This is a genomic window from Kitasatospora sp. NPDC002551, from assembly GCF_040296005.1.
In the GTDB taxonomy this organism is placed as follows: Bacteria; Actinomycetota; Actinomycetes; order Streptomycetales; family Streptomycetaceae; genus Kitasatospora.
The window spans coordinates 1-799 of sequence record NZ_JBEOWI010000017.1; the positions used below are offsets into that span (position 1 = coordinate 1).

General features: G+C 66.2%; 2 rRNA genes and 1 pseudogene. All 3 read left to right on the top strand.

The window, feature by feature from the left end:
• A 23S ribosomal RNA gene (locus ABT093_RS16845) occupies nucleotides 1–93 on the top strand; the annotation flags it as partial.
• A 108-nt stretch (nucleotides 94–201) separates the two neighbouring features.
• Nucleotides 202–318, top strand: a 5S ribosomal RNA gene (gene rrf, locus ABT093_RS16850).
• Between the two features lie 197 nt (nucleotides 319–515).
• Nucleotides 516–799: pseudogene (locus ABT093_RS16855) on the top strand (hypothetical protein); the annotation flags it as partial.

Consider the following 799-nt stretch of genomic DNA (forward strand, 5'->3'; position numbering starts at 1 on the left):
GGCTCCCAGTAGACGACTGGGTTGATAGGCCGGATATGGAAGCCCTGTGAGGGGTGGAGTTGACCGGTACTAATAGGCCGAGGGCTTGTCCTCAGACGCTCGCGTTCACTGTGTGGTTCCCGGGTAGCGAACAGCTATCGCCGGCGAACAAAGAAACACTTATCAACTGAAGAGTGTGTTTCGCTGAATACCCGATAGGGTTTCGGTGGTCATAGCGTGAGGGAAACGCCCGGTTACATTCCGAACCCGGAAGCTAAGCCTCACAGCGCCGATGGTACTGCAGGGGGGACCCTGTGGGAGAGTAGGACGCCGCCGAACAATTATTCAAAGCCGCGGCCCCCAGCGATTCGCTGGGGGCCGCGGCTTTTTTGCGTATGTGCGCAGGTGTGCACGACAGGTAGAACGGGACTTCCGCCCGGACGCGGAGCGTCCCCGGATGCCGGACAATGGAGATGGTGCACGGCCAGAAGGTCGGCACCGAACCGCGTGAGGGCAGTGGTGCTGCCCGGGCCGCGGTGGAGATGAAGCAGCAGAAGGAGTCACCACGATGGCGAACCAGCCTCAGGACCGTCCCGAGCGTCGATCGGACGACGGCCGCGGCTACGAGCCCCGGTCTCGCGGGGGCTGGTCGAACGACCGTGGTCCGCGCCGCGACGACCGCCGCGACGACCGTGGCGGCCCCCGCCGCGACGACCGTCCGTCCGGCGGGTACGGCCGGGACCGCGATGACCGTGGTGGCGACCGCGGTGGCTTCCGTCGCGACGACCGTCCGGCCGGTGGCGACCGCGGTGGCTTCCGC